Raw genomic sequence first — 26,639 nt, forward strand, 5'->3', positions numbered from 1 at the left:
TCCAACTCGTTCAGGCGGCTCTCGCCTGCGGCTTCGCCGCCTTGATGCGGGTGACGCTGTTGCGACCGTCGGTGCTGACCGGCACCTCGCCATCGATGGTGGCCCGCCGGACCACGCGGTGCTGGTCGCCGTAATCGTTCACGGCGTAGTGTTGGGTGGCACGATTATCCCAGATCACCACATCGCCTTGACGCCAGCTCCAGCGCACCGTGTTCTCGGGTGCGGTGATGTGGGATTGGAACAGGTCGAATAATTTCTGGCTGTCGTATTTCGACAGGCCGACGAAGCGCTGCACGAAATTGCCGAGCACCAGCGTGCGCTCTCCGGTTTCGGGATGGACGCGGACAACGGGATGCTCAGTCTCGTAGACCGTCGCCGTGAAGACCTCCTCGAATTGCTTCCGATCGGCTTCGCTTGCGCGGGTCTTGACCGCGTAGTCGTAGGCATTGCTGTGCACCGCCCAGAGCTCGTCCGCGAGCTTTCGCAGCGGCGCCGGCAGATCGAGATAGGACGCGGCCGTGTTCGACCAGATCGTATCGCCACCGACCTCGGGGATCACGACGCCGCGCAGAACCGAGATCTTGGGATAGGCGTCGACGAAGGTGACATCGGTATGCCACTGGTCGGCGCGACCACCGCCGCGTCCAGAATCGAGCTCCAGGATCGATGCCGTTCCTTTTGTCGCGCCAACCGTCGGATGCGGCACCAACTTGCCGAGCCGATGGGCAAAGCGCTCTTGCTCGGCGTCATCCAGATGATTCTGATCGCGGAAGAAGATGACCTTGTGTTCGAGCAGCACCCGGTTGATCGCCGCGATCGTCTGGTCCGGCAGATCGCCCGAGAGCTCGATGTTCCTGATTTCGGCGCCGATGCGGGCCGACCGCTTGACGATATCCGAACGCGGAATGACGTTGTCGATGGTGATTCCGTCAGTCATGTCATCTTCCCCGAGACCGCGATCCATTTGGACAAGGCTCCGCCGTTCGCCGATCGCTGATGCGACGGCGGAGTGAAAGACAGTAATGTTGCGATCGATCCTCTTGCGGGACTGCCGTCTGCTCTGACGACAATCGCATCTTGCGGGATCTTCCGTGGAGGCTGCATCAGTGCAGCCTGTGTTCAGTTACAGGATGCTAACGCAAGGGCTTCGGAAATAGCTTCCAAAGTTGAAGGCAAGCAGGAAACAGATGCACCTGCGGTGACGGCGTGTCCGTTCGTTATTTGCATTGACCGCGTGGAATGAGCCCTGGAGAGCACCGGACATTTGCCCCGGCGCAGCGCCTTCTAATCGAGATCATGAACCCGCAACATCATCTCTTTCGCTCGCTGCCGCCGCTAGATTCATGCTCGCATCACGCCGAACAACGCAAATCCATTTCATCGACATTTCTCGTTCCGGCAACATAGAGTTGGTCGCGATCACGCCGTCTCTACGGCGCGTAGGACATTTTGGATAGAACGATGTCGACACCAGGCGCCATCGAATCTGGGCACTCGAACCATGAGCAACCAACGGCAGCTTGTACTCAATCTCTTCATCTACCCCGGCGGCCACCACGAAGCCGCGTGGCGCTACAGGGGATCTGAACCAGACCGCATTCTCGACATCACTCATTATCAGGAGCTGGCGCAACGCGCCGAGGCGAGCAAGTTCGACGCCATCTTCTTTGCCGATGGGCCAGCACTGGCCGACAACGTCCGCTACGCCCAGCGCTTTCGTTTCGAGCCGATCACCTGGCTCGCGGCGATCGCCGCGGTGACCCAGCGCATCGGCCTGATCGCAACCGCATCGACCACCTATACCGAGCCCTACAATCTCGCACGCCTGTTCGCTTCACTGGATCATCTGAGCCGGGGGCGCGCCGGCTGGAACATCGTGACCACCAGCGCACCGCAGGCCGCACAGAATTTTGGATTGCCAGAGCACCCTCCTCACCACGAACGCTACGAACGCGCCCGCGAGTATCTCGATGTCATCTCGCGACTCTGGGATAGCTGGGAGGACGACGCGCTCGTCAACGACCCCGAATCCGGCATCTTCGCCGATACCAGCAAGATCCACACGCTCGACCACGTCGGGAAGCATTTTCGTGTGCGCGGCCCGCTGAACATTTCGCGCACGCCACAGGGCCGGCCGGTCTATGTGCAGGCCGGCTCCTCCGACGACGGCCGTGCCTTCGCCGCCCGATACGCCGAGGCGATCTTCACCGCGCACCAGACCCCGGACTCGGCCAAGGCCTTCTATGCGGACATCAAGCGCCAGGCCCGCAGCTTCGATCGCGGTCCCGACGAGATCAAGATCCTGCCCGGCATCAGCCCCTTCATCGGCAGCACGCAGGCTGAAGCCGATCGGCTTCAGGACGAGTTCAACGCGCTGATCCAGCCGGAGTATTCCCTCACGCAGCTCCGCCAGATGATCGGGCTCGATCTCACCGGCTACGATCTCGACGGTCCCGTCCCGCGCCACCTCATCGACACCGCGAGCGCGCGCGGCGCCGCCAGCCGCTTCAAGCTCGTGGTCGACATCGTCGATCGCGAGAAGCCGACCATTCGACAGCTGGTGCAGCGCCTTGCCGGCGCGCGCGGCCACTGGGTCATTGCCGGAACGCCGGAAAAGATCGCCGACAACATCCAGACCTGGTTCGAGAACGGCGCGGCGGACGGCTTCAACGTGATGCCGCCCTGGCTGCCCGGCGGCTTCGATGTCTTCGCCGAGCAAGTCGTCCCGATCCTGCGCAAGCGCGGCCTGTTCCGCGAGGACTACACCGGCACGACGCTGCGCGAGCATTACGGCCTCGCCCGTCCCGCCAGCATCTACTCCAACGCGGTCAAGGCGATCGCCTGACACCGCTTCCGTACTGACATCCCAACTCGAGACCAGCAAGAAGACATGAAGACAGCGTTTTTTCTCCTCTCGGGCCTTTTGGCTCTCTCCCCCTTAGCCGCGGGAGATGCCTCGGCACAGCAACCCGCAAAGCCGGAGCTGCGGGTCGGCTTCGTGCCGGGGCCATATATCGATGAGTTCAAGGTCGGCGTCGAACCAGAGCTGAAGAAGAAGGGCTACAAGATCCGCTATGTCGAATTCTCGACCGGCCTTGAAGCCAACAACGCTGTGTTCAAGTCCGAGATCGACGCCAACGTGATGCAGCACACGATCTTCCTCGACTCCTACAACGAGCGCCAGAAGACCGATCTTGTCGGCGTCGTCCACGTCCCGACGCCACCGATGGGCCTCTATTCGAAGAAGCACCCGCTGGGGACGCCGATCAAGCCGGGCTCCAGCGTCGCGGTGCCGAACGATCCGGTCAATCTGCAGCGCGCGCTGTGGGTGCTGCGCGATCTCGGCCTCATCGAGATTCGCGACAGCAAGCCGGTCGACGTCACCGAGCTCGATGTCATCAAAAATCCCGGCGGCATCAAGATTGTGCCGCTCGAGGCCGCACAGGCGCCACGGGCGCTCGACGACGTCGACTTCGCGGCCGTCCAGGGCAATTTCGCGATCTTCAGCGGGCTAAAGCTGACCAACGCCTTCGCGCTCGAGAAGATGACGACACCCTATATCAACGTGCTGGCCGTAAAGAAGGCCAATGCCACCGCCGGATGGGCTCAGGACATCGTCGCCGGCTACAAATCGCCTGCGTTCAAGGCAGCGATTCAGGCCGACCGGTTCTATGACGGGTTCACTTTGCCTGATTACATGAAGTGAGCGGAGCGCATGTTCGAATTCACGCTTGAATGGGCCAGCCGCCGCTCCGTCGCCGAGCGCGCGACCGACGCGCGAGCGGTGACTGATCAGCTCCGGTTCCGCGAGGCTTTCATCTTCCCGCCGGTCCTGCTGATCACCTGCCTGTTCGCGCTGGGCATCGTCACCGACGCGCATTTGCACGGACGAGGCAACGACGCCTTGCCGTATCTCGTGTCAGGAGGCATGGGCATGCCGATGCTCTATGCTGCATCGGGGTCCTGTCGCAGGCCATCGAACCTCGGTTCCGTGCCCCGGCTCAGGCAGGCCGAAGTGCTCGCGCTACTGACGGCTGACTAGCGGCAAGGCGACGCCTTCCATGCGTTCGGCGCGGCGATGGCATCAAAACCACCCATCTCCGACAAGCGCCGTGGAATTTTCCATCCGCGCCCGCGACGACGTCAGCATGATTCAACCAAACTGATCCCGACGAGTATGTAGCAATGTCCAACGCCATCCCTGCCGTGATAGCGTTCCCGCGTTCTCGCCCTACACCGTTGTCCGGAGTGAACATGAGCTATCTCATCTCGCTGCAGTCAGGCTGCGCTCGTTTGATCGAACAGGCACGCGGATGGTTCCAGCGCTCGCTGCAGCCGCGGACAGGCGGCCCGGACAACACACAGGACGATCTCTACGAGATCTTCCTGTTCGGGCCTCACGGCTGACGCCAGGCAACGCCGTCCAACTTTCATCACACTGAGGTTTCAGACATGACCGACGCTGCGCTGCAGCTCGTCGAGACCGGCCGCCGTCTCGACGCCATCGACCGCAAGATCCTGGCCGTCCTCCAGGAGGACGCTTCGCTCTCGGTTGCGGAAATCGGGGACCGTGTCGGCTTGTCCTCGACACCGTGCTGGAAGCGCATCCAGAGGCTGGAAGCCGACGGCGTGATCCTGAGACGGGTTGCACTGGTCGATCCGAACAAGATCGGGCTTGGGCTCTCGGTATTCGTCTCCGTGGAGAGCTCCGACCATTCGGATGCCTGGCTGAAGCGCTTCGCCGAGGCTGTCAGCGCCATGCCCGAAGTGATGGAATTCTACCGGATGGCCGGCGATGTCGACTATATGCTTCGCGTCGTGATTCCGGACATGCAGAGCTACGACGTGTTCTACAAGAAGCTGATCAACGCCGTGCCGCTCAAAAACGTCACCTCGCGCTTCGCGATGGAGAAGATCAAGTCGATCACGGCGCTGCCGGTGCCGCTGGTGGTGGCGGACTAAGGAGCGAGCGGAGACGACTCTGCCCTCCGCGCCGAGCGGCTGGGCTAACGACAGCACAGTACCCGCACGCACGCATTGCATCGTGCCCAACCTGTTCGGAAGTTTTCTTCATGTCGCCACGTTAACGGTTCCCTGATACTCACGGCGCCGACGGCGTGCACCGATAGCTTTCCGCTCGCAGGCGATCACCGGACGTGTAGCGCGGATAGTCCGGATAGCGGCACATCGGACGTGAGCCCAACAGCTTGAACGGCGGCGAGTTCTCCTTGACTGTCTGAATCAGGGCATCAGGCGGCGGCGCGCCATCACTCACCCAGCGATCCAATGGATCTAGCAGATCGACCATGGTTGGCACCGGGCTGCCGTCGGTCACGCTGGCCGCTGGACCGCTATGGGTCGAGGCAGGTGAAATAAACAGGCGCGCCGAGCGATCGACCGTCGCCTGCCCAACCCTTGCAGACACCGAATTGAAGTAGTTGATCGCGGCCAGGGGACTCAAGGCAAGGTCGCCGGTGTTGGAGCGCATGATCAGCTTGCCGCCGCGTGCGAAAAACGCCGACAGATCGGGATTGGTGGAGTCGAGCAGTTCCGATAGCTCGCGAAGGCGGTCGCGAAACTTGTTCGGATCGAACGTGCTCGGATCGAAGAGCGCGTCCTTCGCCACAAAGAATCGAACAAAATTCGCGGCATAGAGCCAATGGATCGAGGACGTATCGATGTCGACGGCCGCGTTCGGCGCCGCCGTCCCTGTGATCCAGCGCATCATGTGCGAGCTGCGGCCATCCGGCGTAATCTCGTTGCCGTAAAGCCATTGCGGATAGGCAGCGAGCCCGTTTGGTACCGCGAACGGCAGTTCATAGGGCGAATGAAGCGCCACGACGGTCGCGATTTGTGCATCGGACAGGCAGGATTCACCGCTGTCAGCGCCGTTCGCACAGCGCAGTTCCTTCAGATCAACATGCGAGGGACAAGCGAGATAATTATTGACGACGCCGTCGACCAGCCCGTCCAAGGCGTCACAACGATCGGCGACGAATTTCGCAAACATGCCGAGCTTGGCAGGCGGTATCCATCCGCCGTGGACCTGCGGGATCTCGTGATGCAAGAAGGCTCCGCCAATCATTGACAGCTGAATGGCGGGCACCACGCTGACGATGCCGTCGTAGTCGGCCGGGAATCGCTGCGCCATCGTCAGGCCTTCGCGCCCACCCTCCGAGCCGCCGAAATAATACACCCGCGACGGCGGCTGTCCGTAGAACATGCCTATCATGTTCACGCTGACGTCCCTGACCTTCTTGTAGGACGCATAGGCGTAATTCACCACCATCTCGTCATTGAGGCCGAACTGTCCAACGCTATTTGGCGCAAACGCTGACGCCTGATGGCCCGAATCGGTTCCGAAGGTCACGTAGCCGCGCGTCAGCGGCAATGGATCGTCCGATGCAGCATCGCGCAACGGCGCAAGTCCGGTGATAAGCGTGCCGTTGTAGCCGCCACCGCCGTACTGCACTGCCTTGCCGTTCCACGCGATCGGCAGATTGATCTGGAAATTGATCAATTGCGCCGCGGGATCGACCGGCGCGATGCTGCCATTTACCCTGCAAAACTCGGGCGTGGCCGGCGTGGCAGTGGCGTTAGCGGCAACAATCGTCCCGGAAGCAATGGTAGCTTCCCCGCTCGGCAGTCCAATCGACGCTGCGGGAATCACACGGCCGGCGAGCGTCGAACAGATTGCCTTGAGTTGCTCGGCACTTGGCAAGGCCGCAAGGGCTTTCTTGGCACAGATCGTCTCACTACCCAGGAGGATCGAAAGCACGAGCAATGCCAGTCGGAGTGGTGAGCGGTAGTTCATCTGATCCCCATTTTTTCGTTTCTTGTGCCAACGAAGACTCGAGTCGATGAGGATAGCGCGCTGCTCCGCGTTGCGCCAATTTAAACGCCCGCTCTTCAGCTGTCGTGAACGCATTGAACGAACTCCCGAAGTCGCATTAATCAATGACGTTCAGCAGAAGGGTTGCTGGTCAGGTGCGCACGAACCCGATCTTCTGGAACAAGTAATCGCGGGATTCGGACGCGAGGCGCTTCGCTCGTACAACGAGAGCATCGCCGAGAATCCGGCCGCCAAACTTTCATGGGCCTGTCGGCGACGAAAGCCGCCTCGATGCAACCGGCATCCGCCGCGCCGACGATCGCATCCACCGACACTCCCTCCCCGTGTAAGCCTCTTTTCATCTTCCGCGGCGGACGCGCGGATCAGATCTTCGGGATCTTCGCCCGCTCAACCACACCCGACCACTTCACGATTTCGGACTGGATCAGCTTCTTCATCTCTTCCGGAGAGCTGCCACGGACTTCGCCGCCGACGGCCGTTTCCAGGCGCTGCCTGATCTCGGGCTCGTTGAGGATGTCGAGTGTCGCCGAATTGAGTGCGGCGATGACGGCAGACGGGGTGCCCTTGGGAGCGAGAACGCCCGCCCAGGTCCGCACGTCATATCCCTTGACGCCGGCTTCCTCGACCGTTGGAACATCCGGCAACAGCGCAGTCCGCGTTGACGAAGTCACCGCCAACCCGCGAATGGCACCGCTCTGGATTTGCGCTGCGAGCAGCACGGGCGTGCCGACGATGACCGGAACCTCTCCGCCAAGCAGCGCGGTGACGGATTGAGAATCCCCGCGATAGGGTACATGGACCATGTCGATGCCGGCCATCGCATCGAGCAGCTCTCCCGCGAGATGATGCGTGCTGCCGAAGCCGACCGAGCCGAAGCTGAGCGCGCCGGGCTTCTGCTTTGCCATCGCGATCAGTTCGCCCAGCGATTTGGCCGGGTAGTCGTTGCGCACCGCAATGACCAGCGCGTAGTAGACCAGCGTCGAGATCATGTCGAAACTGTCGGCCGGCTGGTAGCTCAGGCTCTTGTACGTCGCGGGCGATATGGCGTGGGCGCCTGTGACGAGTCCGATCGTGTAGCCGTCGGGCTCAGCCTTGGCGATCGCGTCCGCCCCAATGTTGCCGCCGGCACCGGGCTTGGCTTCGACGACGATCGGTTGCCCGAGCTTCCTGGAGAGCCCGTCGGCGATAATGCGCGACAGCGTGTCGGCCGCGCCGCCGGCGGCAAAGCCGTGAATCAAGCGTATGGGGCGCGAAGGATAGTTGTCCGCCGACTGGGCAGGGCCGGCCGCCATAAAGCTGCCGAGCAGAAATCCGGTCGCAGCAAACCGCTTCATCCACCTCATGGATGCATCCTCCCTTTGACTGTTGTCTCGTTGGCCGCGGCGAAGCGGCGGTCTTCAAACGAGTGCCGGGCCTCCTAGCGGGCGAACTCGACGCATTCCGGTGATGGCGGCAGACCCCAGACGTCGCGCGGCAGCCCGACCCAGACTTTCGGCCGCTGCGGACGATCGCGATGCCAGGGACGCGGATCGAAATAGCCAAGCTCCTCATCGATCATGCGATCGAGATCGTGGAACAGCTCGACGAGATGGCCATCCGGATTGCGGTGGTAGACCGCAGTGTTGTGGCCGGGGCCGTGACGGACCGGTCCCCAAAGGATATTGAGCTTGTGGCGGGCGAGATGATCGCAAGCCTGCTGCATGTGAGAAGGGCCGCGCAACTCGAATGCGAGATGATGCAGGCTGCGCACGGGCGCACGGGCGAAGTTCAGCGTATGATGTTCGTAACCGCTGCGCATGAAGACGAAGCGGTCCTCGACCCAGTCGGAGACCCGCAGGCCCATGACGTTCGCATAGAACTCCGACGCCGCAAGCGGATCTGGCGTACGAAGCGCGACATGGCCGAGCTTGGTGACGGCGAGCGCACTGATCCGCTCCTGCGCCGGTGTCGGCGTCCAGCCCTGGATCAGTTCGAACCGCGTTCCTTCGGGATCGGTGAACGATAACAGCCTGGAGATCCCGGGCAGAGGATCACTCCGCAATTCGGGATGCAAATCCGCGCGTTTCAGAGCAGCCCCCAGCGCGTCCATCTCGACATTCGGAGAGATCTCGAACGCGATACTCGTCAACGCCGCCGCGCCGGGCTCGATCACGAGCGAAAGCTGCTCGGAATCGCTGGCGAGAAAAATGCGATCTCCATCGCGACCGACCAGGCCAAGACCGATCACGCCGCGGTAGTAATCGAGCAATCGCTCGGAATCCGGCAAGGTGAAAGTGGCGTGTCTCAGCCGTGTGAATCGGGCAATCGGTGCCTGGGTCGTCATTGTACTGGTTCACTCTCTCATGGCGTCATGATGATCTTGCCGAGCGCGGAGCCCTGCTCGAGCAAGGTGTGAGCTTCCCTGACCTGGTCGAGCTTCAGTGTCGCCGAGATGGCCGGCTTGATCGCGTTGCGGCTCAAGGCGTCGATCACGTTGCGCATCAGGGCGCGACGGCCCTCGCGATCATGGTCATAGATGTGGAAGGAGAAGCAGCGCACGGCCGGGCAAATGTCGAGATGATTGCGCATCGCCGCCATCAGATTCTCTTCCGGCAGCCCGGCGAAGGCGTTGTACGACAGCAGCGTGCCCCATTTGCCGAGCGCGCCGAGATAGGAGGTAAACTCCGGTCCGCAAACGTGGTCGAGCACGAGGCCGACGCCCTCGCCTTTGCTCAGTTCGCGGGTCCGCGCCACGACATCCTCGCGGCGATAGAAGATGACGTGATCGGCACCGTTGCTTCGCGCGAAGGCGGCCTTCCCGTCGGTGGAGACCGTGCCGATCACGGTCATTTGTGCGAGCTTGGCCAGCTGCACCAGCGCGGTGCCGACACCGCCGGCCGCGCCGATCACCAGCACACTTGCGGGCGCGCGCGGATGGCGGCACTCGTGCAGCAGTGCGTAAGCCACCTGATAATTCGACAGGCACACTGCGGCTTTCAGATCGACATTGTCGGGAAGTGCATGAACGGCATCGGCGGGGGCGACGACGTATTCGGCGTAGCAGCCGCCGCGCTGCGACAGGTCACGCGCGCTCAGCAGGACCTTCTGGCCGACCTGCAAGCCTTCAACGCTCGACCCGAGCGCGGAAATACGGCCAGCGACATCATTGCCGGGATTGGCCGGCAGCGGCGGCATCCATTTGTAGACGCCGCGGCGGATCAGCACGTCGGGCTGCCCCACGCCGAATGCTTCGGCGCGGATCTGAACCTGACCGGCACCGGGCGCTGGCACCGGCACTTCGACCAGCTCGAGGGCATCCGACCCGCCCGGCTGACGTACCAGAACCGCTCTCATGAGCTCATCCCCTCTCCCTCGGACCATATTTTCGAAAATACTAGCTGTTACGAAAATTATTGCAAGATGGTCGTTGGCGCGGCATCTTGGGGCATCAATTGATCGGCAGAACCATGCCTGAGACCGCCATTCGCTCCCGCAAGGAATTCGGCAAGACGATTGCCGCCGATATTACTCATCGGCTGCGCGAGGAGATCGTGACCTGCGGTCTGCCCCCCGGCGAGCCGTTGCGGTTCGACGTGTTGCGCGAGCGCTTCGGCGCGAGCTTCACCACATTGCGGGAAGCGCTGACCGCCCTTACCGCCGAGGGACTTGTCGACGCCCAGGAGCAGCGCGGATTTCGCGTGGCGCCGGTCAGCCACCAGGATCTGGTGGAGGTCACCGATGCCAGGGTGCTGATCGAGGTGGAGTTGATCCGCCGCTCGATTGAGAAGGGCGATGACGACTGGGAGATTGCCGTCATCTCGACCCTGCACAGGCTGAAGCGGATCGAGCAACGCGATCCCGAGCATCCGCTGCGCGATCCCGAATGGAAGATCGCCCATCGCCAGTTCCATCAGGCGCTGGTCTCCGCCTGCGGCTCGGCGACGCTGCTCTCGATTAGAGCCGAGCTGTTCGATCGCGCCGAGCGCTACCGGCATCTGTCGGCCAATTTCCGGCCGCGCCCGCGCGACAAGGCTGGCGAGCACCAGGCGATCATGCAGGCCGCCATCTCCCGCAACGCTGATCAGGCCGTGCAACTGATCGAGACACATATCCGCACTACCGCCGACAATGTCGCGAAATACGCCGGGCACCTGTTGGACGCCGAATAGACGGCGCTTTTTCAGGTCCCGCGGGCTTGCGCTCCGGACAATTTTCGAAAATACTATAAATCATCGAAAATTCTCACTGGTGGATCACAATCATGAAGCTGCTGTCGTTCCTGGACGGAAATCGGGAAAGCTGGGGAGCCATTGTCGAAAACGGTGTCGTGGATCTGGGCCGCGCCCTGCCCCAGTATCCGATCCTCGCAGACTTCGTCGGCAGCGACGACTACGCGCGCCGCGAGGCCATCGTCGCCGGGCACAAGCCCACGATGGCGCTCAGCGACGTCGAATATCTCCCCGTGATCCCGCGCCCGGAGAAGATCGTCTGCGCCGTGCGCAACTATCTCGACCACCACAATGAAGCGGTCGCCTTCGGCATGAAGCGCGAGATCACCGAATTCCCGCCCATCTTCCTGCGAGTCTGGCGTTCCCAGGTCGGCCACAACGCCCCCGTGATCCGACCGAAGGTCTCGGACAATTTCGACTGGGAGGGCGAACTCGCCGTCGTCATCGGCAAGGGCGGCCGTCACATCAGCCAGGCCGACGCCTGGGATCACGTGGCGGGCTACTCGATCTACAATGACGTCAGCGTCCGCGACTGGCAACGCCATGCCCAGCAGATCGCCTCCGGCAAGAACTTCGTCGGCACCGGCCCGTTCGGACCCTGGCTGGTCACGCCGGACGAGATCGGCGATCCCACCAAATTGAAGCTCGAAACACGCGTCAACGGCGCGGTGGTGCAATCCTCCGACACCTCGATGCTGATCTTCTCGATCCCGCGGCTGATCGAATACTGCTCGACCATTTTCGACCTCGTCTCCGGCGACGTCATCGCTACCGGCACGCCGGCCGGCGTCGGCTTCACCCGCAAGCCGCCGATCTTCCTCAAGCCCGGCGACGTGGTCGAGGTCGAGATCGAGAACATCGGCGTGCTGCGCAATCCGGTCGTGGATGAGGCATAGGCTCGCATGTCCTCCTATGACATTCGCAAGACCGCGCTCAGCGTCGAGACGGTCTGGCACGAACGCGGCCCCCGGCTGGAAAAGCCGCTCCTGATCGGGACGGCCGTTGCGGTCGTCGCCAATCCCTTCGCGGGACGCTACGAGCCGAACCTGATGCCGTTTCAAGCTTCGTTGCGAGAGCTCGGGCGCGAGCTCGCAACGCGCCTGATCGCGCAGCTCGGGGGCGCTGCGCATATCGAAGCCTATGGCAAGGGCATCATCGTCGGCGAGGACGGCGAGCTCGAGCACGGCGCCGTCTGGCATGAAGCCGGCGGCCAGGGTATGCGCGAAGTGCTCGCTCAGCCCAAGGCGATCGTCCCGGCGGCGAAGACCATCGGCGGTCCCGGCACGCGCCTGATGGTCCCGCTTGGACACATCCATGCGTGCTATGTGCGCAGTCATTTCGGCACCGCGGAGATGACGCTCTGGGACGCGCCCAGGCGTGACGAGATCTGTTTCGGCCTGGTGATGGCGACCGGCGGCAGACCGCATGCGAGGATCGGCGGGCTCGCCGTATCGGACATCTCTGTGCACGATGGGCAGCGCTAGGCAAACGAAAGAGACATTGACCGCAGCAGCAACCCGGCGCGCTTCCGTCGGCTTTGCTCAACGTCATCGACGGTCCTGGATCCCGTTTCATCGGATTTGGACGCAGGTATTCATGCTTTCCTCCTCATACTGTCGAGCTGCTGAAGAGTTCTGAGGCGAGCGCGGACGACCTCCAGCTGGACAGTCGAACTCCCCTTGAATTATGCTCCCAAAGGGGAGGACGGCGATGAACATAAGCACAAAGAAGCAGCGTGTTCTGTCCCGCGTTATCGGGCTGCTTTCCGCGCAGCATGCAAGCAATCAGGAACTCAGAACCATCATTGGACCGTTGTTGCTCGACCTGCTCGATGCCGATTTCTATGCGTCCTACACCTGGAACTCACGCAAACAAGCGTTCGAGCTCGGGGTCTCCGTCAATCTGGACGACGCCTGCGTCCCGAATTACGAGCGCTATTTCCAGCACCGGCACAAGGCGGGACTGTCCCGCTGGTTACGCCAAGGCGTCAATCCCGTCAGCGCGCTGATTTCGCACCGCGACTTGATGCGAACGGAGATCTACAACGAGTTCTTGCGTCCCTTTGGCCACTACTACGGCATCAACCTGTTTGCGTTCGATGGGCGTGAAAGCATCGGCGACGTCAGAATCTGGCGGAGAAACGGACGGCCCGATTTCGACGACAACGAAATCGAGCTGCTTAAGCTGATTGAGCCCGGATTTACGCAGGCGCTGAAGCGCACTGCGCTCTCATGCGCACCCAGGCTGCTGCCAGGCCTGCAGGCCAAATTGTCGCCGCGCGAGGCGGCCGTTGCCGGCCTGGCCGCGAAAGGCCTCGCCGACAAGGAAATCGCCCGACGCCTCGCCGTGACCTTTGCAACGGTCAGGGCTCATCTCGACAGCGCATTCGCCAAGCTCGGGGTTCGAAACCGCACCCAGCTTGCTTCTCTCCTGCACGCTGCCGACGTAACGCAAGGCACGCAGAGCCGCACCAAGCACTGAACGGATCGGACGCTCCGGCGCTTTGCAGCTCGATCCAGCCTGTTGACCTCCCTCAAGCCTGCACCTCCCCAATCTTGGGGAGATGGTCTCACTCGCGCGCGCTGTTATCCTCACCGAGCCATTTCGGATAAGCAGACGCCATCATGCGAAACGCCCTCTCAACTCTTCTCAGGACCGCGCTGGCGGCTCTCATCGTTCAGCTTGCGCTGATCAGCTTCGCCACAGCTCAAACCAAGATCACCATCGGGGTGCCGCCGGTACCCGAATTCGTGCTGCCGATGATCGCGGTCGAGCAGGGCTATTTCCGGGATCACGGCATCGACGCGACGATCAAGATCATTCCCGGCGGTCAGTCGATGCCCGCGGCTCTGCAGTCCGACTCGCTTCAGATCGCCGCGCTGAGTACGGCGTCCCTGATCCAGGTAACAGACAGCGGTCTCGATCTCGTCATTGTTTCGGGAGGCGCCATCGCGTCGGTCAACGACACCAACTACGGGATCGTCGCCGGTGCTAACTCGGGCATCGAGAAACCGGAAGACTTCGTCGGCAAGAAGATCGGAACGCCGGGTCTGGGCAGCTTCTTCCACATCATGGCACGCGAATGGTTTCGGCGGAGCGGCGTCGACTGGCAGAGGATCACCTTCGTCGAAAGCACCTTTCCGCAGCTCGCCGATCTCTTGAAGGCCCGTACGGTGGACGCCGTACTCTCGACAAACCCCTTTCTACAGCGAGCTGCCGCACCGGGGATCGGCGGGAAGATCTTCTACATTGCCGCCAACCTCCCCGACCGCCTGCCCCCATTCGTCTATGCCAGCAGCAGAGCCTGGACTGACGCGCATCGCGAGGCAGCCGCCGGATTCAAGCTCGCCCTGGACAAGGCGATTGCCTTTGAGCAGAGCGACTTGCCGGCGACGCTCGAAATCTTCGGCAAATACGTGAAGATGCCGCCCGAGGTGCTGAAGACGCTGACGATAAACAAGCTGGACACAGATGTGACGCCGCAGCAGGTCCAGCTCTGGGTCGACATGATGGACAAGCAGGACATGCTGCGGAACTTCAAGTCACCCGAAAAGCTCTTCGCGAAATGAACAAAATCAGCTCCCGGCTCGCGCCCGCCGCCGAGGCTTGCGCGCAGCCTGCTATTGCGTTCGACGGCGTCCGGCTCGATTTCGGCGGCAAGTGCGTCGTGGACGGCCTTTCGTTCACGGTCGCTCCCGGTGAGTTCGCGTGCGTCGTCGGCCCTTCCGGCTGTGGCAAGACGACCTTGCTGCGGCTCGTGACAGGTTTGCTGTCGCCGAGCCGGGGCGAAGTGCGTCGCCTCGGGGTAACCGTCGACGGCCCGTCGCGTGACGTGGCGATCGTGTTTCAGGATTATGGGCGGGCTTTGCTGCCTTGGCGGACCGCAGCAGGCAACATTGCCCTCGCGTTGGAAGCAATGGGCGTGCCGCGCCTGGCGCGCACCGAGCGCGTTACCGCCCTGCTCGACAAGGTCGGTCTCGCCGGACATGGCGACAAGTATCCGGCGCAACTGTCCGGCGGCATGCAGCAACGTGTGCAGATCGCCCGCTGCCTGGCCCAGGGGCCGCGCGTTCTTCTCATGGACGAGCCGTTCGGTGCCCTCGATGCACTCACCCGCCAGGCTCTCCAGGACGAGATCGCGAGGCTTGTGAGGGACAGCGGAGCAACCGTCCTCTTCGTCACCCATGATCTCGATGAAGCCATCTATCTTGGCGATCGGGTGTTCGCACTGCAAGCCAATCCCGGCCGATTGGCGGAAGTGATCGAAGTCGGATTGCCGCGGCCCCGCGACCAACTCCGGACCCGCGAGCATCCGGAATTCCTTCGGCTTCGCCACGTGCTGTTCGACCATGTCCAGAAGACACATTGATATCGTGCTGCGCGCCTTGCCAGCGTGGCTGGTCCCGCTCGCATTTCTCGGCATCATCGAACTCGCCATGCGCGCCTCAGGCATCGAGAGCGATGGGCTCGCACTACCGAGCCAGACCGCGGCCGCCCTGCTCGGCCTGATCACCGATGGCGAGATCTTCCTGCGAACGGCGGAGACGATCGGCGCAATCGCGGTCGGTGTTCCCATCGGGGGCACGCTCGGCTTGCTGCTTGGCGTGTGGCTGGGCCTTTCCCCCACAGCCGCACGCCTCGCCTCGCTGTCGATCGAATTGTTTCGTCCGATCCCACCGGTTGCAGTCATTCCCTTGATGATGCTGATCTACGGTCTCGGCATCAGAATGGAAGCGGCGATCATCGCCTTTGCATGCTTCTGGCCGATGCTGCTGCTGACTCGCGACGCCGTGCTCGGCGTCGAGCCGCGATTGATCGAAGTCGCCCGCATGCTCGGCCTGCCGCGCCGCAAGCAGATCACAAAGATCGCGCTGCCAGCAGCGGTTCCGCGAATCTTCACGGCGCTGCGATTGACCCTCGGCATCGCTCTGATCGTCGCAGTCACGACCGAAATTGCGGCCAACCCGATCGGCATCGGCTACGCAATCATCTCCTCCGGGCTCAGTCTCCGTCCCGAGGTCATGTATGCCTTCCTGGTCTGGCTCGCAATCCTCGGATGGCTGCTCAATGAGAGCCTGATTGCCATGCACCGGCGCCTGTTCGGCGCGGCGTACGGGGACGCGGCGACATGAGCAACTGGTCCCTGCGGGCAGGCTCCGTCCTCGTCACCTTGTCGATCCTTCTGCTCTGGCAGTTGGTGACGACCACCGGGTTGGTTCAGCCGATTTTCCTGCCTTCGCCCTCCTCGACATTCGCCAACCTCTTGCGGGGCCTGACCCGTGGCGACCTGCTCGCGCTCACCATCTCGACCATGGAGCGCATGATCTATGGCTGGACGCTGGCATCGCTCGGCGGCATCCTGCTGGGTGCCCTGATCGGCCTGTCGCCGCGCGCGCGCTATTGGCTGACGCCAACGCTCGAGCTCCTGCGTCCACTGCCTGCATCGACGCTCCTACCCGTGGGCATTGCGCTGTTCGGACTACATCCGAACATGCTGCTGGGTATCATCGCCTTTGGCGCAATCTGGCCCGTGCTTCTGCCGACCATTCACGGCTTCAGCGCGATCGACCCACGGCTGCGCGAAGTTGCGAAGAATCTCGGCATCGGCCCGCTGGCATTTGCGCTCAAGTTCGGACTGCCGAACGCGCTGCCGGACGTGACCGCGGGGATGCGGCTATCGCTGACCGCCTGCCTGATCATCACGGTGGTCGGTGAAATGATCACGGCGCAGCAGGGGCTCGGCTCCACCATCATCATGGCGGCGCGCTCGTTCCGCAGCACCGACCTCTATGGCGGGATCGTCCTGCTCGGAGCGGTGGGTGCAGCCAACAACGCGCTACTTGGACTTGTCGAACGCGCGCTCACGCCGTGGCGTAGGGCTCGAGCCTGATCTTTATGAATCTCTCTTGGAAGGACTTCGCCGATGAATGAGATGGCTGGCTTCAATCGCGACACGACCGCAGACGAGGTACTCGCGGGCATCGATCTGTCCGGCAAGGTCTACCTCGTGACGGGCGCATCGTCTGGCCTGGGCCAGGAGACCGCTCGCGTGCTCGCGTCGCGCGGCGCAAAGGTCATCATGGCCGTCCGATCGCGCGACAAGGGCGAAGCAGCCGCCACAGCGATCAGGACGGTCGTGCCGGGCGCTGCGCTGGACGTCCGCCTGGTCGATCTCGCCTCGCTTGCCAGCGTGCGCGCGTTCACGGCGACCCTTGCAGGTTCGTACGGCGGCCTCGACGGCATTGTGGCCAATGCCGGCGTGATGGCGATCGACCATGCCATCACCGCGGACGGTTTCGAGATGCAGTTCGGGGCCAATCACCTCGGGCACTTCCTGCTCGTCAATCGGCTGGCGCCGCTTCTCGAGGCGCGCGCGCCCTCGCGGCTCGTCGTGATGACATCGGGCGCCCACCGCTTGCACAATGTCGACCTTGAAGATCCGAACTTCCATCACAAGCCGTATGACCGCTGGGACGCCTATGGCCAGTCGAAATCGGCCAATGCTCTGTTCGCATTGGCGTTCGACGCGCATCACCGCGACGCAGGCGTGCGCGCGTTCACAGTTGCCCCAGGAATCATCACCGATACCAACCTCCACCACCATCTGACCCAGGATGATTTCGCGCCGCTGCGCCGCCGTCAGCCGGAGGTCGCCAATCTTCCGCGAAAAACTCTGGCCGCCGGAGCTGCAACGATGCTCTGGGCGCTCGTTCATCCCGAGCTCGATGGCCTGGGCGGCCGCTTTCTCGAAGACTGCGGCTTCTCCGAGGTGAACCCGGATCCACGCCTGCCCAACGGGATCATGCCATGGGCCCTCGATCAGGCTCATGCCGAAGCGGTCTGGGGCTTGTCGGAGCGCCTCGTCGGCGAGTTCTTTGCAAGAACTGCAGATTCGGGCGTCAAGACGTCCGCGACGGCTCTTCCCTCGTCGGCTGCTGTTGCCAGCGGGCTGTCCGTGAACCGGCAGCCCAGCACGAACCGGCTGCAAGGCCGGACATTGGAAGTCGCACTCGAAGCAGACAGCAAGATAATCCTGGAATTTCTACCAGATGGCGTGCTGCGCTGGCGCGGCCTGCCTGGTCTCGCGCTGGATCAAAGCGGGTTCTGTCCGGTCGACGTGGTGGAGGCGGCTCCAGACGTGCTGCTCATCGTGGCGATGCTGCCGGCACAGGGCCGCGAGACCATGGCCATCGTGCTCGACCTCAGCACGCATCACGTGTTGTTCGTCGCATCGCAGCTTGCCGACGGTCGGCGCCCGTTCGAAAGAAAGACCAGAGTGACGCAAAGATTCACGAAGGGACAAATTCGCAGCTCTCGACCTTCGTTGCAATCCTCTGCCCCCGAGCCTACACGCGACCTCATCGGAACGCGGGCGATCTACCGCTACAGCGAGGACACTGTTTACGAGCACCTATATCTGAACACGCACTGGTACTCATATCAGTGCCTGAAGGGCGTACGCCGGGGCGATTGCGGCACGGACGAAGCGAGTTATTGGAAGATCCGGGATGACATCTATGTCGTCACCTGGCGGGAGATCCTGATCGATCTCGCCGCCACTTTCGTCTACGACATGAAGGCCCGTCGGAGCACCGGCTGCGCTTGGGGAACGCCGGGCGGATCGCCGGAGCCCCGACATATCCTGACGGGAGCCTTCTTTGAGAAGCTCAAGGACGCGGGCTATCCTGCCGACATCGAGCTCATTTGACCTGTGGCTGAGAGGCGGATCAGCCCGATCCGCCCTCCCTTTCTTAGCCCCACTTCATCTCGCCCTTGGCGACCTTGGAGCCGATATCGAGTGCCACGCCCATTCCGACATTCGGGAAGCGGGCTTCCATAGCCGCCTTGAGCGCGGCACCGTCAGCTGCCTTGGCGAACTCTTCATCGAACGCGAGCAGATATTTTTTGGTGTGCTCGACGGCGGAGAGATCGACGGCAACGCTCGGCGCCATGTGACCCGCCACGACGATAGACGGCCTGCGGGCGGCGATCTTGTCGAGGTTCGCGACCCAGGCCGCGCGCTGCTCCTTGGTCGGCGTATCGGCGGTCCAAACGTGAACACCGGAGAAGATCATCACACCGCCGAACACGGCGTTCAGGGAGGGAACGAAGAGATAGCGGCGGTTGGCAAGGCCGTCGGCATTGACGATTTCGATCGTCTCGCCGTCAACCGCGAAAGAGGTTTCATCGAAAGCTTCCGGCAACACGATGTCTGCCAGGGTCTGCGGACCGTTCTCCTTCAACTGCGGGCCCCAGACGGCGAGCTTTTTCTCCACATTTCCCTTGATGGCCGCAAGCGTCGCGGATGCCGCCAGCACCTTGGCATTCGGAAAGGCTTCGCGCACGGGCTTCAGGCTGAAATAGTAGTCGGGATCAGATTGGCTGATGTAGATGGTCGTCAGCTTCTTGCCGGTCGCCTTGATCGCCTCGGCCAGCGCACGTCCGTCGGGATAGGAGAATCCGCCGTCGATCAGGACCGCCTCGGTGGGACCTTCGAGCAGCACCGGAGCACGAAAAAACCCGTTGGGGCCGGCGGGAAAATGCTTCCAGCTCAGCTTGGACTCAGCGGAATACCCAACATCAGCGGGAGCAAATACGGCGGCGGCGCTGGCAGCAAGGATCGTTTTCACGATCTGTCTCCTTGAGAACATCGGTCTCTCCATCAAACTTCGTCAGTGGGATAAGTCGGTCTTGAGCATCAAGCCGCGCGCAACTGGGCAGCCAGCAGATCGAAGCGCCCGAACAACAAGCTGCTGCTCAGCAACCGGCGCCCGGCACCTTCGCCGGCCACCAGCGCCGGCACGCCATCGACGGCAAATCGCGCCATCTCGGAACGGGCAGCTTCGACCCGTCCCCGGTAAGCCGCGAGAAGGGCATTGTCTGGCGCCCGAACGCGGCCAGCCGCATCGGTGAATTGCGCTTCGTCGAGCAGGTCGGCGACGACCTGAAGACTGGAATTGTCCCGACCGTCGACATAGCGAGCGCGCTGCAGCAGTTTTAGCGCCTCCAATTCGCGAGCGGGCTCCGCGAGGCCGACTGCGACCAGGCCAAGGGTTGCGGGGGCGGAGTCGAACATGTCGCCGATATTGCTGAGGATCTGGTTGCGATAAGGCTCAGTGAAAGCTTGGCCCGTGAGTCGCGCAATGCGCTGATCGTTCTGCCAGGCATAGGCCGCAAAATGCTGGTCCATTGGTCGGGCGGCCTCACCTGCAAACATGCCGGTCGGTGCGAGCTCCAGCCTCGTGTCGGCCAGCCGCGCAAGCCGGTCCAAAACCGGTCCAGCGCCGTAGCACCAGCCACACAGAGGGTCGAAGAGATAGGTGATCCGCATGATTTCAAGCCGCTGCGATTCCATGTGCCGCAGAATTAGCCGACGCCAATTGATTGATAAACGCAATATAATGATACATATTGTTAGCTATTGGCTTACAATCACTGAGTCCAATGGAAACGATCAACCTCAATCGCCTGGCCTATTTCGCGGCAGTGGTTGACGCGGGCTCCTTTACCCGCGCGGCCGAGCGGCTCGGCATCACCAAGACGGTCGTCAGCCAGCAGGTCGCGCGGCTCGAGGCCGAACTGAAGACGGCGCTCCTGCTGCGGACGACCAGAAGAGTGGGGCCGACCGAGGCCGGACGCCTGCTGCACGCCCGCTGCGTCATGATCCTGCGCGAGGCCGAGTATGCCATAGACGAGCTTGCCCAGACGAACGCCGAGCCCATGGGGGTACTGCGGATCGCCGCGCCGAACGACTACGGTGCATCGACCATTGCGCCGGTCGCGGCCAAATTTGCGCGGAAGTACCCGGCATGCGGCGTCGATCTGGTTCTCTCGGATACCAGGACGGATCTCATCGCCAACCAGATCGATCTGTCGATTCGCGTCGGCTGGCTGAATGACTCAAGTCTTCAAGCCCGACGGCTCGGGACGTTCCGCCAGTTATTGGTAGCCCCGCCGGAGATCGCCGTGGCGGTTCGCGTGGACAAGCCCGATGACCTTGCGGCTTTGCCGTTCATCGCCAATGGGGCGCTCGGTGAGCCGCTGGTCTGGCGCTTCACGAGAAACGATATCGAAGTCTGCACAGTTCGCATGCGACAAGCGATCGCGATCAACACGACGCCAGCAGTGCTTGCGGCGGCACTTGCCGGCGGAGGCCTGTCCGTGCTGCCCGACTTCCTTGTTTCGGAGCATCTGAAAGCCGGACGGCTTGTCCATGTCCTGCCGTCCTGGGCCCTGCCATCAGGCGGTATTCATGTCGTCTATCCCGCCGCCCGTTTTCGCGCGCCCAAGGTCACGGCATTCGTTGCGATGCTGTCGCGGGTCGCAAGCTCATCTTAGTTCTTTTATCATCATCGTCGGAGCGTTGGTGTTGCCGGAAACGAGACGCGGCATGATCGACGCGTCGGCGATCCGGAGGCCTTCGACCCCTCAGATCCTCCGAGACGACCGACATCGGATCATCGGCCGCCCCCATGCAGTCCTCGAGGCCGCCAGTTCATTCATTGATGCAACAAGGTCGATCAAGCAGCATCCTTGATGGATCCCGCGCCCAACCTGCGTGACAGAAACCTTCGGATTTTCTCAACCATCATGAACTTGTGAAGAAATCTTTTGTTTGAACTACTCTGCTTAACGCGGCGGCCACCAAACGAACGCCGCTTGTCTGAGCTGCTTTTGGACTCGATACGGCACTTGGCACTGAATGTGTGCTGGCGACCTTGCTTCACCGAGCTACACCATCATCGTGGACACGACAGGTTGTCCGATTTGTGCGCCGTAATGAGCTATTCTACGATGAGCGCATCACAGATCTGTCGGCGTGGCCTCCCCGCGGTATATGTTGCGGATGAAAGCCACGCAGATAGGCCAGTATGGTCGCTGTAGTGCACACCACACCGTTTAGTTCGATTCTGGAACGAGCATCAGAAGCTCCATTTCCAGACCCGCCCAAAAATTCGGCGGGAATAGAGCTGTTACATAACGAACTTAGCAGCTTTAAGTGCTGGCTGGGGCGGGAGGGATCGAACCTCCGAATGGCGGAATCAAAATCCGCTGCCTTACCGCTTGGCTACGCCCCATCAGGCGACGAAGGGAACGGCGGAAAATTGGCACCCGCAGATTCCCTCTGGTCGCAGCCGGTCTATAGGGTGCGGCGCGGCATTTCAATCGCCTGGAGAGGCAAAATACCACAGGTCCGGGGGCCGCCCGGGCCACACTCTATAATAAATGCGGTCCGCGCCCTTCCCGTCCCTCAGGCCATTGAGACGACAGGCGTTTCATGGGAATACGGCGCCAAACCTGTCCTCGGGAGTGAGCCATGACCTACCGCGCGCCGATCTCTGACATGCTGCTGTCGCTCAACCATGGCGCCGGCCTGAAGGCCGCCATCGAGGCCGGCCATTACGGCGATTTCGACACCGATATCGTCGCCGCGGTGCTGGAAGAGGCCGGCAAGTTCGCAACCGATGTGCTGGCGCCGCTCAACCGCGTCGGCGACGAGCACGGCATCAAGCTTAGCGACGGCAAGGTCACCACCGCGCCGGGCTGGCCGGATGCCTACAAGCGCTGGACCGCCGGCGGCTGGAACGCAGTGTCCGGACCGGAAGGTTTCGGCGGTCAGGGCCTGCCGACCGCGATCAACGCCGCCTGCACCGAGATCTGGAGCGCGTCGAACGTTGCCTTCGGCCTCTGCCCGCTGCTCACGGCCTCCGCGATCGAGGCGCTCGATGCGCATGGCAGCGACGAGCTCAAGACGATCTATCTCGAGAAGCTCGTCACCGGCGAATGGACCGGCACGATGCAGCTCACCGAGGCGCAGGCCGGCTCCGACGTCGGCGCGCTGCGCACCCGCGCCGAGAAGCAGGCCGATGGCACCTATCGCATCAAGGGGACGAAGATCTTCATCACCTATGGCGAGCACGACATGACCGACAACATCGTGCATTTCGTGCTGGCGCGCCTGCCGGACGCACCCGCCGGCACCAAGGGGATTTCGCTCTTTCTTGTTCCCAAGTTCATGGTCAATGCCGACGGCTCGCTCGGCGCGCGCAACGACATTTTTGCCAGCGGCGTCGAGCACAAGCTCGGCATGCATGCCTCGCCGACCTGCACCATGACCATGGGCGATCATGGCGGGGCGATTGGTTTCCTGATCGGCGAAGAGAACCAGGGCATGCGCTGCATGTTCACGATGATGAATCAGGCCCGTCTCGGCGTCGGCCTCGAAGGCGTCGGCGTCGCGGATCGCGCCTATCAGCAGGCACTGGCCTATGCGCAGGAGCGCAAGCAGGGCCGCGCGATCGGCAAGAAGGGCGACGGGTCGGATGCGATTTTCGTGCACCCCGATGTCAAGCGCATGCTGATGCGGATGCGGGCGCAGACGGCGGCCGCGCGCACCATCTGCTATGCCACAGCAGTCGCGATCGACGTCTCGACGCGTGCCAGGGATCCGAAGGTACGCGCCGATGCGGCCGCTCGCGCCGCGCTGCTGACACCGATGGCAAAAGGCTATTCCACCGATATCGGCAACGAGGTCGCCTATCTTGGCGTGCAGGTGCATGGCGGCATGGGCTTCATCGAGGAGACCGGCGCCGCGCAGCATTATCGCGATGCCCGCATCACCGCGATCTATGAAGGCACCAACGGCATCCAAGCGATCGACCTCGTCACGCGCAAGCTTGCGGCGAACGGCGGGGCATCGGTGTGGGCGCTGCTCGACGATCTCGCGGCCACCGTCAAGCAGGTCGAAGCCTCGAACGATCCCGCTTTCGGCACCACGGGCGTGAAGTTGCGCGAGGCGCTGGAGGCGCTGACGCGAACGAGCAAGTGGCTGCTGGAGCGCGTCACATCCGCGCCGAACGAGGCGCTCGCCGGCGCGACGCCGTATCTGCAGCAGTTTGGCTCGACGCTCGGCGGCTGCATGCTGGCCTCCGAAGCGCTCGCCGCCAAGGCCGGCGGCAATACCGAGGCCGCGCGCTACGTCTCGCTCGCGCGCTTCTTCGCCGAGAACATCACCGTGCAGGCGCCCGCGCTCGAGCGCACCGTGACGGAAAGCGCGGAGTCGGTTGCGGCGGCGGATGCGGTGCTGCTGGGGTAAAGAAGCCTCCCTCCTCCTTGCTGTCATTCCCCGCGAAAGCGGGGAATCCAGTACGCCGCTGCTTCTCGATCAACGACGGACGTCTCGGAGTACTGGGTCGCCCGATCAAGTCGGACGATGACACCGAATGTGTAGGACGCGCGTGCCACGCTTATCCGTCCTACGAAGCTGCGACCTCGGCTCTTTTTCCCGGCCGCCACAGCACGATGCCGGCTGCGACGACATCGAGCACAACGCACATCGCGAACGCCATGGTGTAGTCACCACTCGCGCTGCGCACGAGGCCGACGATGCCCGGGCCGAAGGCGCTGACGACGCCGCTGATCGACGTCCCCAACCCCATCGCGGCCGCGAAAGCCGTGCTGCCGATCTCGCGCTGGATGATCAAGGGGGGGAACGTGATCATGTTGCCGATCGAGAAGCCATAGACGGCGCAGCACATGAGCAGCACGGTCGGGCTCTGGCTTTGCAGGAGAACGAGCAGCGCCGCCGCCTGGCTCGTCATCGACGCCGCGCAGGCAAGCCGCGGATCGAGCCGGTCGACGAACAGGCCGAGCGACAGCCGGCCGACCACCGCCATCGCCGCCATGATGGTGACCGCGAGGCCTGCACTGGCGCGGCCGATCAGCGGCTCGAGAAACGTCACCTGGTGGATGATGAATCCCATCTGCGCCAACAGCGCGATCGCGATCGGCAGCACCATGGTCCAGAATGACGCGTTGGCGAGCAGCTCCTTCCGCGAATGACGCGCGGCCTTGCCCCCAGAGACACCTGCTCCATTCGGCGACGCGTCGACCGGCCAACCGGTGAAGACGATGACCACCGGCAGCACCAGCACCACCATCACGATGGTGGCCGCCAGCATGGCTGAACGGAAACCGATACTGCTGCTCAGCGCCAGCAAAACCGGAACGAGGATGATGCCGCCGAAGGTGGCGCCGTTGAAGGCGAGGCTGAGCGCGAGCCCGCGGCGCCGCGCGAACCAAGCGTTCAGCACCGTCGCGATCACCACCGATCCCATGCCGGTCCAGCCGACCGACATCAGCGCATAGGCAAGATAGAGCTGCCAGGGCGCCTGCATCAGTCCCAGCAGCGCCGTCGATGCGCCAAGCGCCGTCAGCCCGCACAGGATCAGCGCCCGCAACCCGATGCGGGCGAGCAGATCATCGGTGAAGATGACGAGGACGGAGGTCAGCAGGAACGAGAAGGTGCTGGCCGCGGACACCAGCGTACCGGGCCAGCCATGGGCGCGCTGGAGCTCGGCGAGATAGACACCCTGGCCGTAAAGACCAAAGCCGAACATGAAGAAGGCCATCAGGAAGCAAGCCAGCACCACGCGCCAGCCGCGGTAGTGAAGCGAGGATTCGTCAACGCCCGTTGCGGCAATCATCGATCAAGTATCGACCTCATGGAACGAGACGGCTGATCGTGACGCACAACCACCGGTTTTTCAATCGAAACATTGTAGCCGATTGTTGCAATGCGCAAAACTCCGCAGCACATGTGATCCAGCTTTTCGCGCCACGGTTCCCGGACGAGCGCCATCATCGGACGGGTGTCATGCGACCGCTCGCGGGTATCACCACCGAAATGGTTGAGCCGCAGGATTGGCACGCCTGCCCGATCATGTAGGCTGCGCCTCGCAAGAGTCGCCGATGGCAGGCGCCGCGGCGGCCGGAGGGAGTCCTCATGCCGAACGGCAATATCGTCGTCACCGAAGAGCGTGGAACGCGCGTGATCACCCTGCGCCGCCCGGGCAAGAAGAACGCGATCACCCAGGACATGTATCGCGAAATGAGCCGCGCGATCGACACCGCGCAGAACAATCCCGACATCCGCTGCATGATCATCACGGGCGGCTCCGGCGTGTTCACGGCCGGCGACGACATCGACGATTTCATCAAGGCCGACGCGTCGCGGCCCGAGACGCTGTCGGACGGCGCCAAATTCCTGTATTCGCTGGCCCTCAACGTCAAGCCGATCATCGCAGCCGTGGACGGCGCCTCGATCGGCATGGGCACCGTGATGCTGTTTCACTGCGACTACGTGCTCGCCTCCAACGCCGCGACCTTCTCGGCGCCTTACATCAATCTCGGGCTCGTGCCGGTCGGCGCCGCCAGCCTGCTGATGCCGAGCACCATGGGTTACCAGCGCGCCTTCGGCATGCTGGTGATGGGACGCAGCTTCACCGCCGCGGAGGCCCATGCCGCCGGCTTCGTCAACACCGTGGTGTCGCCGGGACATACCGAGGTCGAGGCCCGCAAGGTGGCGCGCGAGATCTGCCGGCTGCCGGCGGAGGCGGTCGCAATCTCGCGCAAATTGCTGCGCCCAGCCCCGGAAGAGCTCACCCGCCGCATCGACCAGGAAGCCCATTTATTCGGCGAACGGTTGAAATCGGACGAGGCCACGGCCGCGTTCAATGCGTTTGCGAACAGGAAGAAGAGGTAGGCAAGAGAACTTTCGTGAAATCTTCGCGCGGAAT

The 26,639-nt window shown here is 62.7% G+C and carries 25 protein-coding genes, 1 tRNA gene and 1 pseudogene; 17 read left to right on the forward strand and 10 right to left on the reverse strand.

Annotated elements, in window-relative coordinates; genetic code table 11:
• Positions 1-10: 10 nt before the first annotated feature.
• Entirely contained in the window at positions 11-937 is a 927-nt protein-coding gene (locus ABID58_RS27645; protein WP_354035963.1) for a TauD/TfdA dioxygenase family protein, read from the reverse strand.
• Positions 938-1,501: 564 nt separating this feature from the next.
• On the opposite strand from ABID58_RS27645, the gene ABID58_RS27650 reads away from it, so the two are divergent.
• From ABID58_RS27650 to ABID58_RS27670, 5 genes are all read left to right on the forward strand, one after another.
• Positions 1,502-2,845 (forward strand): LLM class flavin-dependent oxidoreductase, encoded by a 1,344-nt coding sequence (locus ABID58_RS27650; protein WP_354035965.1) that lies wholly within the window; start codon positions 1,502-1,504, stop codon positions 2,843-2,845.
• A 45-nt stretch (positions 2,846-2,890) separates the two neighbouring features.
• On the forward strand, positions 2,891-3,706 hold the full coding sequence (locus tag ABID58_RS27655) for a MetQ/NlpA family ABC transporter substrate-binding protein (RefSeq protein WP_148752473.1): 816 nt from the start codon (positions 2,891-2,893) through the stop codon (positions 3,704-3,706).
• A gap of 9 nt (positions 3,707-3,715) precedes the next feature.
• Positions 3,716-4,042, forward strand: a complete 327-nt coding sequence (locus ABID58_RS27660) for a hypothetical protein (RefSeq protein ID WP_354035967.1) — start codon at positions 3,716-3,718, stop codon at positions 4,040-4,042.
• A gap of 212 nt (positions 4,043-4,254) precedes the next feature.
• A complete protein-coding gene (locus ABID58_RS27665) occupies positions 4,255-4,407 on the forward strand; it encodes a hypothetical protein (RefSeq protein WP_187434980.1) in 153 nt (50 codons plus the stop codon).
• A 45-nt stretch (positions 4,408-4,452) separates the two neighbouring features.
• A complete protein-coding gene (locus tag ABID58_RS27670) occupies positions 4,453-4,962 on the forward strand; it encodes an Lrp/AsnC family transcriptional regulator (RefSeq protein WP_354035969.1) in 510 nt (169 codons plus the stop codon).
• Positions 4,963-5,101: 139 nt separating this feature from the next.
• Here ABID58_RS27670 and ABID58_RS27675 read toward each other — a convergent pair whose 3' ends face one another.
• The 4 genes from ABID58_RS27675 to ABID58_RS27690 all read right to left on the reverse strand — a co-directional run bounded on the left by ABID58_RS27675 (position 5,102) and on the right by ABID58_RS27690 (position 10,186).
• Positions 5,102-6,928 (reverse strand): tannase/feruloyl esterase family alpha/beta hydrolase, encoded by a 1,827-nt coding sequence (locus ABID58_RS27675; RefSeq protein WP_354035971.1) that lies wholly within the window; start codon positions 6,926-6,928, stop codon positions 5,102-5,104.
• Between the two features lie 287 nt (positions 6,929-7,215).
• Positions 7,216-8,196: a tripartite tricarboxylate transporter substrate binding protein gene (locus ABID58_RS27680; protein WP_354035973.1), complete on the reverse strand. Its 981-nt coding sequence runs from the start codon at positions 8,194-8,196 to the stop codon at positions 7,216-7,218.
• 74 nt (positions 8,197-8,270) lie between these two features.
• Complete coding sequence (locus ABID58_RS27685) at positions 8,271-9,176, reverse strand: VOC family protein (protein WP_354035974.1); 906 nt, start codon at positions 9,174-9,176, stop codon at positions 8,271-8,273.
• 17 nt (positions 9,177-9,193) lie between these two features.
• Complete coding sequence (locus ABID58_RS27690) at positions 9,194-10,186, reverse strand: zinc-dependent alcohol dehydrogenase family protein (protein ID WP_354035976.1); 993 nt, start codon at positions 10,184-10,186, stop codon at positions 9,194-9,196.
• A gap of 113 nt (positions 10,187-10,299) precedes the next feature.
• Between ABID58_RS27690 and ABID58_RS27695 the strand changes: the two genes are divergently transcribed.
• The 9 genes from ABID58_RS27695 (at position 10,300) to ABID58_RS27735 (ending at position 18,769) form a co-directional block, all read left to right on the forward strand.
• On the forward strand, positions 10,300-11,001 hold the full coding sequence (locus ABID58_RS27695) for a GntR family transcriptional regulator (protein WP_148752479.1): 702 nt from the start codon (positions 10,300-10,302) through the stop codon (positions 10,999-11,001).
• Positions 11,002-11,093: 92 nt separating this feature from the next.
• Entirely contained in the window at positions 11,094-11,957 is an 864-nt protein-coding gene (locus ABID58_RS27700) for a fumarylacetoacetate hydrolase family protein (protein ID WP_354035978.1), read from the forward strand.
• Positions 11,958-11,963: 6 nt separating this feature from the next.
• On the forward strand, positions 11,964-12,545 hold the full coding sequence (locus ABID58_RS27705) for an amino acid synthesis family protein (RefSeq protein WP_354035979.1): 582 nt from the start codon (positions 11,964-11,966) through the stop codon (positions 12,543-12,545).
• 331 nt (positions 12,546-12,876) lie between these two features.
• The gene (locus tag ABID58_RS27710; RefSeq protein ID WP_354035980.1) at positions 12,877-13,542 is read left to right on the forward strand and encodes a helix-turn-helix transcriptional regulator; all 666 of its coding nucleotides are present in this window, start codon (positions 12,877-12,879) and stop codon (positions 13,540-13,542) included.
• 143 nt (positions 13,543-13,685) lie between these two features.
• Positions 13,686-14,630 (forward strand): ABC transporter substrate-binding protein, encoded by a 945-nt coding sequence (locus ABID58_RS27715; RefSeq protein WP_354035982.1) that lies wholly within the window; start codon positions 13,686-13,688, stop codon positions 14,628-14,630.
• A complete protein-coding gene (locus ABID58_RS27720; protein WP_354035983.1) occupies positions 14,627-15,430 on the forward strand; it encodes an ABC transporter ATP-binding protein in 804 nt (267 codons plus the stop codon). The genes ABID58_RS27715 and ABID58_RS27720 overlap by 4 nt, the downstream gene beginning before the upstream one ends.
• Entirely contained in the window at positions 15,411-16,193 is a 783-nt protein-coding gene (locus ABID58_RS27725) for an ABC transporter permease (protein ID WP_354035985.1), read from the forward strand. The genes ABID58_RS27720 and ABID58_RS27725 overlap by 20 nt, the downstream gene beginning before the upstream one ends.
• Entirely contained in the window at positions 16,190-16,951 is a 762-nt protein-coding gene (locus tag ABID58_RS27730) for an ABC transporter permease (RefSeq protein WP_354035986.1), read from the forward strand. The genes ABID58_RS27725 and ABID58_RS27730 overlap by 4 nt, the downstream gene beginning before the upstream one ends.
• Before the next feature lie 33 nt (positions 16,952-16,984).
• The gene (locus tag ABID58_RS27735) at positions 16,985-18,769 is read left to right on the forward strand and encodes an SDR family NAD(P)-dependent oxidoreductase (RefSeq protein WP_354035987.1); all 1,785 of its coding nucleotides are present in this window, start codon (positions 16,985-16,987) and stop codon (positions 18,767-18,769) included.
• A gap of 43 nt (positions 18,770-18,812) precedes the next feature.
• Here ABID58_RS27735 and ABID58_RS27740 read toward each other — a convergent pair whose 3' ends face one another.
• Together ABID58_RS27740 and ABID58_RS27745 are read right to left on the reverse strand one after the other, a co-directional pair.
• Positions 18,813-19,712 (reverse strand): MBL fold metallo-hydrolase, encoded by a 900-nt coding sequence (locus ABID58_RS27740; protein WP_354035989.1) that lies wholly within the window; start codon positions 19,710-19,712, stop codon positions 18,813-18,815.
• A 47-nt stretch (positions 19,713-19,759) separates the two neighbouring features.
• On the reverse strand, positions 19,760-20,392 hold the full coding sequence (locus tag ABID58_RS27745) for a DsbA family protein (RefSeq protein ID WP_354035991.1): 633 nt from the start codon (positions 20,390-20,392) through the stop codon (positions 19,760-19,762).
• Between the two features lie 113 nt (positions 20,393-20,505).
• Here ABID58_RS27745 and ABID58_RS27750 point away from each other — a divergent pair, with 113 nt between their 5' ends.
• The gene (locus tag ABID58_RS27750; protein WP_354036019.1) at positions 20,506-21,399 is read left to right on the forward strand and encodes a LysR family transcriptional regulator; all 894 of its coding nucleotides are present in this window, start codon (positions 20,506-20,508) and stop codon (positions 21,397-21,399) included.
• Here the strand turns inward: ABID58_RS27750 and ABID58_RS27755 are convergent.
• Both ABID58_RS27755 and ABID58_RS27760 read right to left on the reverse strand, forming a co-directional pair.
• A pseudogene (locus tag ABID58_RS27755) lies at positions 21,391-21,489 on the reverse strand (GMC oxidoreductase); the annotation flags it as partial. The gene ABID58_RS27750 and the pseudogene ABID58_RS27755 overlap by 9 nt on opposite strands.
• A gap of 575 nt (positions 21,490-22,064) precedes the next feature.
• Positions 22,065-22,139 (reverse strand) — tRNA-Gln (locus tag ABID58_RS27760).
• Between the two features lie 239 nt (positions 22,140-22,378).
• Between ABID58_RS27760 and ABID58_RS27765 the strand changes: the two genes are divergently transcribed.
• Positions 22,379-24,157, forward strand: a complete 1,779-nt coding sequence (locus ABID58_RS27765) for an acyl-CoA dehydrogenase family protein (protein ID WP_354035992.1) — start codon at positions 22,379-22,381, stop codon at positions 24,155-24,157.
• Between the two features lie 160 nt (positions 24,158-24,317).
• On the opposite strand, the gene ABID58_RS27770 is transcribed toward ABID58_RS27765, so the two are convergent.
• Entirely contained in the window at positions 24,318-25,547 is a 1,230-nt protein-coding gene (locus tag ABID58_RS27770; RefSeq protein ID WP_148752564.1) for an MFS transporter, read from the reverse strand.
• A gap of 299 nt (positions 25,548-25,846) precedes the next feature.
• Between ABID58_RS27770 and ABID58_RS27775 the strand changes: the two genes are divergently transcribed.
• Positions 25,847-26,605: an enoyl-CoA hydratase-related protein gene (locus tag ABID58_RS27775; RefSeq protein ID WP_148752565.1), complete on the forward strand. Its 759-nt coding sequence runs from the start codon at positions 25,847-25,849 to the stop codon at positions 26,603-26,605.
• Positions 26,606-26,639: the final 34 nt, after the last annotated feature.

This window comes from Bradyrhizobium sp. S3.2.6, assembly GCF_040546885.1.
GTDB lineage: Bacteria > Pseudomonadota > Alphaproteobacteria > Rhizobiales > Xanthobacteraceae > Bradyrhizobium > Bradyrhizobium cytisi.